Origin of the sequence: Collinsella sp. LCP21S3_D3 (genome assembly GCF_052118305.1) — a bacterium.
Classification (GTDB): Bacteria; Actinomycetota; Coriobacteriia; order Coriobacteriales; family Coriobacteriaceae; genus Collinsella.
This window is the reverse complement of record NZ_JBQKHK010000003.1, coordinates 158,773-164,953: the sequence shown is the minus strand read 5'-3', so window position 1 is coordinate 164,953 and position 6,181 is coordinate 158,773. Positions and strand designations below refer to the sequence as shown.

Sequence of the window (6,181 nt, the reverse complement as noted above, 5' to 3'; positions counted from 1 at the left end):
CCTGCGGCTTCTACGAGCATACGAGGCGCCAGATGATCGATCGTCCCCAGCCCTTCTGGGACTATTGGCAACGGCAGGGAGCGGCTACGTCAATGCTGGTCTAACAGAGAGATCAGTAATTGATTGTTCTTTACTTAATATATCTTTATTTAATTGCGTTGGATTTTCCAACGTAGGTTTTTCCTGCGTAGGTTTTTCCAACGTTGGATTATCCAATGTTGGATTTTCCAATGTAGGTAAATCCAATATAGGCGGCTGTCCGCCGCTGGTAGCTGCTTCCGGCTCTCGCGGCTTCGGCTGCTCGTATATGACGTAATCTGCGCCCCGCAAGCGTCCCTTTTCGTCGCGCTCCCGGCTGCGCACGATATATCCGGCTTTTTCGAGTTCCTTTACCGCTTCGCGGATTGCGTCGATCTTCTCCCGGTTGATATGGGATAAGCCCGCAAGGGTATAATCCCAATCTTCGGGCAGCGAAAGCATTTGCGACAACAAGCCCTTTGCCTTTAAGGACAATTCCTTGTTTCGCAAGTGGTGGTTGCTCATAACGGTATATCCCGTATTTCGCTCCACTCTGAAAACTGCCATATTTCCTCACTTCCTCTCTTGGTATGCGTGGACAATTAGAAAGCCGTTTTCGGCTGTTTTGGTATTGCAATATGCCCTTTGCCGTTTTCGCGTCTGCAAAGCCGCATGGCACAAGGGCTTTTGCCCGTCTATTTGTCCATGCTGGCGTGCGTTTTCCGCGTCCTTTTGCCGGGGCAATAGGGACACTCTTTGAAAACGCAAAACTCATATTTCCACCCGGGGCGGTAGAAACGGCAAGTGCCGCAATCTTCATCATCTCCGGCACAACCGGATTGATAGCGGTCAAATCCCGGCTTCTGCTGCATGAGCAATTCAAACGCCCGCTGCTTGCCCTTTGTGAAATACATTCCGGCTGCACCTCCTTTCCTGCGGGCATAAAAAAAACGGCGTTACTTTCTCCCCCAAAGGGGTTAAGGTAACGCCGTTTGTGTGCGTATTCAGTTTTTAACACATTCCCTGTCTATCCGCTGTCCGCAAAACCATTGATTTTATTAGCTTTTTGCCGCTATCGCTATCACACCTCATTATTATCCCGCCCGCGTTATACGTCGCCTAGCTATTAAACCCATTGAACTTGAGGTAGCTCATCAGGTACGCCTTCGATACAAAAGACGAAACCGCACTGCGTACGAGCAATGACTCGCGCGTAACCTGATGTGCGGTATCGGGCACGGGAGTCTGCTCAAGGGAAAACGCCGCACGAATCGATGCCTCAAGTTGATCGACTACATAATCGAAAGCCGTCGGAGCGTCGTAGCTCAAGCGCTGAATATTAAAGAGCGCCTGAACCGCAGCGATGGGCAGCACCTGCTTAAAGATACAAATGGCGATGAGACGCGCAATCTGCTCACGGCCATACTGCTTTTTAACTGGAGCAGGAACAAGGCCGACCTTTACGTAATTATTGATCATCGAAGGCGTGATAACGGGCTGCTCTACGCAAATCGAAAGCGGCTCCATCCACAGCGCAACATATTCAATAACCTGATCGCGATAGAGCGTTACGTTGGGCAGCTGGTCATAGCGTGGCAGGCTCAACGCATTGAGTTTACCCACCATATCGGACTGAATAAATGCATCCGGCAGCACCGTCGGCTGAATATCCTCCGGCTTAATGCTGACCGATGTATCGGACATCGGGATAACATGTTTTACGTGGTTCATAAGAGACCTCCGTTCGTTTTCTATATTGTATTCTAGAATATCTAGTTTTGCATACCACATAGCCGCTAAGTAAAAGTGGTTGGACAGCACATTGACGCACCGTCCAACCACTTTGCATATAGATAGCAACCTTACATAAGATATATTATCGTACTTATCCTCGTAAGAAGGCGTATGCGCTGGTAGCCGCTATGGCTCCGTCCGAAACGGCGGTCACAACCTGGCGTAAACGCTTGGAACGGATATCGCCGGCAGCAAACAAGCCCGGCGTGCGCGTGGCCATCGAATCGTCGGTAACGATACCGCCGTCAGGCGCCAGATCCACCAGATGCTGTACAAGCTCGGTATGGGGCTGTGTTCCGGCAAAGACAAAGATGCCAAACGAACCTGGATCGAAGGACTCGGAATAGGTATCACCGGTGGCGTTGTCCTTAAACGTGATGGTTGTAGGCATGGCCTCGCCCAATAGCTCCACAATACTAGTTTGGTACCTAACAGAAATATTATCTTTAGCGAGCACCTTTTGAACCACGCCATCGGGAGCACGGAACTGATCGCGGCGCAAGACGATGGTCACGCTGCTGGCAATTTCTGATAAGAACAGGGCTTCCTCGCAGGCAGCATTACCGCCGCCAATGACAAAGACCTGTTTGCCACGAAAGAACATGCCATCGCACGTCGCACAATACGAAACGCCGCGACCGCGATACGTATCCTCGCCAACAAAACCAGCAGAGCGCGGCGTGGCGCCCATGCAAGCGATAACACTCGAGGCCAGCGTATCGCCCGTATCGTGATGCACCGTAAACAGCGCCGCATCCGCATCGTAATCGATACCCGTCACCATGCTCCATACGACCTGCGCACCCAGGCCCTCTGCATGCTGCTGAAAACGCTCGCCGAGTTCGGCGCCGCTCAAGAGCGGAATGCCCGGATAGTTTTCGACCTCATTGGTTGTGGCGATCTGTCCTCCCGACATGCCTTGCTCAATCACGGTCGTCGTTAGGTTGGACCGCGACGCATAAATGGCTGCAGCATAGCCCGCTGGGCCGCCGCCGATAATCGCAACATCAATCGGCTGATTGGTAGTCATGGAGTGTCCTCTCATCGAAACATTGGCGTTCTTTGCGCTCATACCCAAATTTAGGAGAACATGACAGTCATGCACTACAATGATTCCTTGCAAAACAACGATGAAGGGGAGTTATCGATGGATCAAACGCAGATGGGCAATGACGCTCCCCTGCCCACGCAAAGCGCCCCCCAATCGGAGCAATTGATGCCGTCACCTGTACAAAAGCCCTTAGTGACCATTGTCCACGCATCGGTTGGTTCGGGACACAAAGCGGCAGCAAACGCTATCGCACAAGCATTCGAGCTTATACGCGGCACCAAGGGCATACCGCAGGATGTCGAGATTGAGGTCTTGGATATCCTCGATTTTGGACGCATAAAATTCGACGGCAACAAAACGGCCGCATCGTTTACCGGCGCCACACGCCCAATTTATGACTTGACCTGGCGATATACCCTTACCGGACACCTGCTTTGGGGCGGCGGCACGGCATGGTCGCGCATTATGTTCCCCGCATTTAACGAATACGTTCGCACTCGTAGGCCTATTGCCGTGGTCGCCACACATATCACGGCAGCCAACGTTGCGGTTGGTGCGCGCGTCATTACGGGCATCGACTATCCCGTCATTTGCGTGCCGACCGATTACGAAGTCGAGGGCTGGTGGCCCCATAAGGACACTGACTTATTCTGCGTGGCAAACGAGTTTATGGCCGAGACGCTCCGCCCACGCAAGGTTCCCGAGGCAAAGATACGCATTACGGGCATCCCTATTCGCGCTGGATTTGACACGGATTACAATCGTGAGGAAGAACTCGAGAAGTTCAATCTCCCTATCGACAAGACCATTGTGCTGGTAATGGCCGGCGCCAGTTTGCCTCAACCGTACGTTCGCTTTCGCGCGGCGATGGACCACACCCTCCCCTTCCTCCGTAGCTTCGAGGATATGCACTTTGTCTTCTTGCCGGGCAAGGACACGGAATACGCCACGCGCCTGAAAACGCTCTTCGAAGCCATGAAACTCGAAAACGTCACGGTTCTTGACTATGTCGATGACATGGCAGCGCTCATGCACGGCTGCGATCTGGCAATTCTCAAATCGGGTGGACTCACTGTTACCGAATGCCTGTGTGCACACCTGCCGATGATTCTGCTGGGCAAGTCCTATGGCCAGGAAAAGGCCAACACCACCATGCTCACCGACTTGGGCGCCAGCATGCATGTCACCACCGCACGCGAGCTCATCGTGACGCTGCGCCATCTCCACGATCATCCCGAGTCGCTCAAGGCGCTGCTCATCAATGGTGAAGTTCTACGCCGTCCACACGCGGCCGAGGACATCGCCATCGCAACCATGGAACTTGTAGGCAAGCCCCAAAAGCGCAAACGAGCCTTCTGCCGCTTCTACTGGGGCGGAAAACCCGCGCATATCCGCTAGCATTGGACTGTCCGCCGTGGCGCAGGCCGCCCACACATATCATTCCATGCTCAAACATTCTCGCTTCGCTTCGCTCGCTGCGAAACTGCGCGTGGAACGATATGTGTGGGCGGCCTGCGCCACGGCTATACGTACGCGCTAGCAGCCATATCGGTTACCCTACTAAAAGCAGCGAAGGGGAACTCGAAAACAAGAAAACAAGTAATCAAAGTAATCCGATCTAACAAAGGAGCCGTCTCTTTGTCAGATCGGATTACTTATTAGACACAGCTTCTAGATGCAGCATTCGGCTTCAGATGGGAAGCCATAACCGATTGCGAGCATGTAAACGTAGCTCGCCCCTGGGAGGCCCCTATATATCGTCCCGCGCGCAGTTTCGCAGCGCAGCGAGAATGTTTGAGCACGGGATGATATATAGGGGCCTCCCAGGGGCGAGCGGGCATTACGATGCCCATTTTCAACGAAGAAATGAGCTAAGCCACACCAGAAGAACCGAAACCGCCGGATCCTCGGTCGGTTTCGTCTAGTTCGTCTACCTCCACGAGATTGACCGTGGGAACTTCTTGGATGACGAGTTGAGCGATTCGGTCACCCTTGTTGATCTGGATTTCATTGGATGGATCCAGGTTGATAAGGATGACTTTAAGCTCACCTCGATAGTGGGCGTCTATAAGACCGGGCGTGTTGACTATAGACAGACCCTGCTTAATAGCCAGGCCACTGCGAGGCTGAACGAAGCCAGCGTATCCATCGGGCAGCGCGATCGCAAGGCCAGTAGAGACCAAGCGTCGCTCGAAGGGCTTAAGGGTACAGTCCTCATTGGCACGGAGGTCCAAACCGGCATCTGTGGGATGGGCGTATTTGGGAAGCTCGATCGTAGGGTCGAGACGCTTAATGTTGACTGTAATGTTGGACATAAAATCACCTTAGCTTGTCGAGCTCTTGCAAAAACTCATCGATGTCTTTGAAATCGCGATAGACCGAGGCAAAGCGAATGTAGGCCACCTTGTCGATCTTGGCCAAGCGCTTAAGCACCATGTCGCCCAGGTCGTGGGACGTAACAGCCGTCAGCGTACGGGAACGCAGCTCCACCTCGATGTCATCGATGAGCTCATTGAGCTTTTTCGTGTCGATGTCGCGCTTAATCGTAGCGCGCATTAAGCCGACCAGCAGCTTATTGCGATCGAACCGCTGCTTTGACCCATCAGATTTGATGACCTCGATGGGGTCTTCGCATCGCTCGAATGTTGTGAAGCGATAGTTGCACGAACAACATTCACGACGGCGTTTAATGGTGTTATTAGATTCCTGCATACGGGAATCGACAACACGGGTATGTGCATTGCCGCATCTGGGACAGCGCATGGTACCTCCTCCAAAACGATAACAAGGGTACCATGTGCCGGAGTTTAAATCTTACGAACGCGCAGGAACTTTAAGAACGTCACCCGCATCGAGTGATCCATGCTCCAGATGATTGACACTGCGAATTATGTCAGAAGTCTCCTGTGTAGAAAGACCGTCAACAGAATGCTCCTGAGCAAGCGACCACAGGGAATCTCCGGACTGAACACGGACGGTCTCATAGGTAACGTTAGATGCCGACTCGGCATATGCGGCGTGACGAGCGCTGAAGATCGAGGTAGCAAGTACAAAGAAGAGCGTGAGCGCAACGGCCAGGGCGACAATCGTCGAGGCCTTCAGAGCAACGGGGGCCGAAGTCGTGGCGACGCACTGGCTGCGGACGGGCTTGCCAGGCAGTGTTTGAAAACCAGATCGGCCGCCTTTGACAACCGTGAAAGCCGGCGCCGCAGGCGTCTCGAGCTTAAGGGCGAGGTTTCCCTGGACCATATCCGTTGCATTCATCATGTTCTCCTCTCGCGTTTTTTGACGAGAACTGTTTTATCAAGCCGCGAGGAC

The 6,181-nt window shown here is 53.0% G+C and carries 8 protein-coding genes; 2 read left to right on the top strand and 6 right to left on the bottom strand.

All coding sequences use genetic code 11. The features are described from left to right. Positions 1 to 84 precede the first annotated feature (84 nt). On the bottom strand, positions 85 to 585 hold the full coding sequence (locus ACTQ1S_RS02665; RefSeq protein WP_441546999.1) for a helix-turn-helix domain-containing protein: 501 nt from the start codon (positions 583 to 585) through the stop codon (positions 85 to 87). Between the two features lie 71 nt (positions 586 to 656). Between ACTQ1S_RS02665 and ACTQ1S_RS02660 the strand changes: the two genes are divergently transcribed. Beyond that, complete coding sequence (locus ACTQ1S_RS02660; protein WP_441546998.1) at positions 657 to 1,004, top strand: hypothetical protein; 348 nt, start codon at positions 657 to 659, stop codon at positions 1,002 to 1,004. Positions 1,005 to 1,137: 133 nt separating this feature from the next. Here ACTQ1S_RS02660 and ACTQ1S_RS02655 read toward each other — a convergent pair whose 3' ends face one another. Then, the gene (locus ACTQ1S_RS02655; RefSeq protein WP_427726793.1) at positions 1,138 to 1,749 is read right to left on the bottom strand and encodes a DUF1836 domain-containing protein; all 612 of its coding nucleotides are present in this window, start codon (positions 1,747 to 1,749) and stop codon (positions 1,138 to 1,140) included. 154 nt (positions 1,750 to 1,903) lie between these two features. After that, complete coding sequence (locus tag ACTQ1S_RS02650) at positions 1,904 to 2,842, bottom strand: NAD(P)/FAD-dependent oxidoreductase (RefSeq protein WP_441546997.1); 939 nt, start codon at positions 2,840 to 2,842, stop codon at positions 1,904 to 1,906. Positions 2,843 to 3,028: 186 nt separating this feature from the next. Between ACTQ1S_RS02650 and ACTQ1S_RS02645 the strand changes: the two genes are divergently transcribed. Next, complete coding sequence (locus tag ACTQ1S_RS02645; protein WP_441546996.1) at positions 3,029 to 4,261, top strand: MGDG synthase family glycosyltransferase; 1,233 nt, start codon at positions 3,029 to 3,031, stop codon at positions 4,259 to 4,261. 473 nt (positions 4,262 to 4,734) lie between these two features. Here the strand turns inward: ACTQ1S_RS02645 and dut are convergent, their stop codons facing one another. The 3 genes from dut to ACTQ1S_RS02630 are packed head-to-tail and all read right to left on the bottom strand — an operon-like array spanning position 4,735 to position 6,127. Beyond that, the gene (gene dut, locus ACTQ1S_RS02640) at positions 4,735 to 5,178 is read right to left on the bottom strand and encodes a dUTP diphosphatase (protein ID WP_441546995.1); all 444 of its coding nucleotides are present in this window, start codon (positions 5,176 to 5,178) and stop codon (positions 4,735 to 4,737) included. Positions 5,179 to 5,182: 4 nt separating this feature from the next. Further along, positions 5,183 to 5,626, bottom strand: a complete 444-nt coding sequence (gene nrdR / locus ACTQ1S_RS02635; protein WP_154516361.1) for a transcriptional regulator NrdR — start codon at positions 5,624 to 5,626, stop codon at positions 5,183 to 5,185. A gap of 51 nt (positions 5,627 to 5,677) precedes the next feature. Then, on the bottom strand, positions 5,678 to 6,127 hold the full coding sequence (locus ACTQ1S_RS02630) for a LysM peptidoglycan-binding domain-containing protein (protein ID WP_427717462.1): 450 nt from the start codon (positions 6,125 to 6,127) through the stop codon (positions 5,678 to 5,680). Positions 6,128 to 6,181 lie beyond the last annotated feature (54 nt).

What these genes read in the sequence shown, in the direction of transcription:
- ACTQ1S_RS02630 (WP_427717462.1), bottom strand. Translation starts at nt 6,127, where the DNA reads ATGAATGCAACGGATATGGTCCAGGGAAACCTCGCCCTTAAGCTCGAG.
- ACTQ1S_RS02660 (WP_441546998.1), top strand. Translation starts at nt 657, where the DNA reads ATGCCCTTTGCCGTTTTCGCGTCTGCAAAGCCGCATGGCACAAGGGCT.
- ACTQ1S_RS02655 (WP_427726793.1), bottom strand. Translation starts at nt 1,749, where the DNA reads ATGAACCACGTAAAACATGTTATCCCGATGTCCGATACATCGGTCAGC.
- ACTQ1S_RS02650 (WP_441546997.1), bottom strand. Translation starts at nt 2,842, where the DNA reads ATGACTACCAATCAGCCGATTGATGTTGCGATTATCGGCGGCGGCCCA.
- ACTQ1S_RS02665 (WP_441546999.1), bottom strand. Translation starts at nt 585, where the DNA reads ATGGCAGTTTTCAGAGTGGAGCGAAATACGGGATATACCGTTATGAGC.
- nrdR (WP_154516361.1), bottom strand. Translation starts at nt 5,626, where the DNA reads ATGCGCTGTCCCAGATGCGGCAATGCACATACCCGTGTTGTCGATTCC.
- ACTQ1S_RS02645 (WP_441546996.1), top strand. Translation starts at nt 3,029, where the DNA reads ATGCCGTCACCTGTACAAAAGCCCTTAGTGACCATTGTCCACGCATCG.
- dut (WP_441546995.1), bottom strand. Translation starts at nt 5,178, where the DNA reads ATGTCCAACATTACAGTCAACATTAAGCGTCTCGACCCTACGATCGAG.